Below are 1,701 nucleotides of genomic sequence, written 5' to 3' on the forward strand. Positions count from 1 at the left end.
ATCGAGGCCACTGAAAAAGTCCTTAATATGAAAAAGGCACAATCTCCTCAAGTTTTTTGAGGAGATTGTGCCTTTTCTCTGTATAATTAAGGTATTAAATCAAGTAGGTGAAAGTGATGATTCAAAAACAACAATCTATGATTTTAAGCCCTTATATGGAACTTTATAACTTGGTGGTACCAAAAGACAATATGTTACGGCAAATCAACGAACTGGTTGACTTCTCTTTTGTATATGAAGAACTGAAAGAGCGCTACTGTCTGGATAACGGCCGAAATGCGATCGACCCGATTCGAATGTTCAAGTACTTGCTTTTGAAGGCCATTTTTGAGCTGTCCGACATTGACATTGTCGAACGTTCGAAGTACGACATGTCGTTTAAATATTTTCTTGATATGGCACCTGAAGATCCCGTGATTGACGCCAGTTCGTTAACTAAGTTTCGGACGCTCCGATTGAAAGACTTGAATTTACTTGACATGCTTGTGGGCAAAACGGTTGAAATTGCACTAGAGAAGGGCATTATTAAAAGCAAAGCCATCATTGTCGATGCCACTCATACCAAAGCCCGTTACAACCAGAAATCTCCTCGGGAAATCTTGCTGGATCGTTCTCGCAAGTTGAGAAAAGCGGTCTATCAGGCGGATGAATCACTGAAAGCCAAGTTCCCGGTCAAGAATACGAGTAATGTACTTGAGGAAGAGATCAGCTACTGTGAGAAGCTCATTGCTGTGCTTGAAGCTGAAGGTGGTATTTGCGAATTGCCAAAAATTAAAGAACCATTGAATTTCTTGAAAGAGACGGTCGCCGATGACCTGCAACAATTACGGATCTCAGAAGACCAGGATGCAAAAGTCGGCCACAAGAGCGCGGACTCTTCGTTCTTTGGCTATAAGACCCATCTTGCCATGACCGAGGAACGAATCATTACGGCAGCCGTTGTCACGACGGGTGAAAAGAATGACGGCAAGCAACTGCAGGTGCTGATCGAAAAAAGCAAGGCAACGGGTATGGAAATCAAATCTGTCATCGGAGATACAGCTTACTCTGAAAAAGACAACATCGTTTACGCTAAAGGCAATGAAATTGAACTTATCGCCAAACTCAATCCGCTCATTACACAAGGGGCACGCAAGAAAGAAGATGAATTCCAATTCAATAAAGATGCAGGCATGTACGTGTGTAAGGCCGGCCATATGGCGATTCGGAAGGCACGGACAGGAAAAAAAGGAATTAACGATAACCAAAAGAATACCTATTACTTCGATGTAGAAGTATGTAAGAGATGCCCGTTTAAAGAAGGTTGCTACACCGAAGGGGCAAAAAGTAGGACCTACTCGGTGAGTATTAAATCTGGCGAACACACGGAACAAATGTCGTTCCAGGAAAGCGAGTACTTCAAAGCAAAATCTAGAGAACGCTACAAGATTGAAGCGAAGAACAGTGAACTCAAACACAGGCACGGGTATGACGTAGCGTCATCTTCGGGTCTTACTGGCATGCAATTACAAGGAGCAATGACGATCTTTACTGTAAACTTGAAGAGAATATTGAAGTTGATGAAGTAAGAAACGACATAAAAAGCTGAATTTATAACAAAAAAGACGACTTTCATTCCCTATTACTGGGAAATGAAGGTCGTCTTTTACTTCATGTTTTTAACTGCTTCCGTCAAACTACGAGTTCTTCAGTGGCCTCGAA

1 protein-coding gene is annotated in these 1,701 nt (G+C 42.1%); it reads left to right on the forward strand.

Annotation, left to right across the window (positions count from 1 at the left end; genetic code table 11):
• Positions 1-116 precede the first annotated feature (116 nt).
• On the forward strand, positions 117-1,568 hold the full coding sequence (locus ACE3MQ_RS27240; protein ID WP_379398767.1) for an IS1182 family transposase: 1,452 nt from the start codon (positions 117-119) through the stop codon (positions 1,566-1,568).
• Positions 1,569-1,701: the final 133 nt, after the last annotated feature.

Source organism: Paenibacillus lentus (assembly GCF_042714055.1).
GTDB classification, from domain to species: Bacteria; Bacillota; Bacilli; order Paenibacillales; family Paenibacillaceae; genus Fontibacillus; species Fontibacillus lentus_A.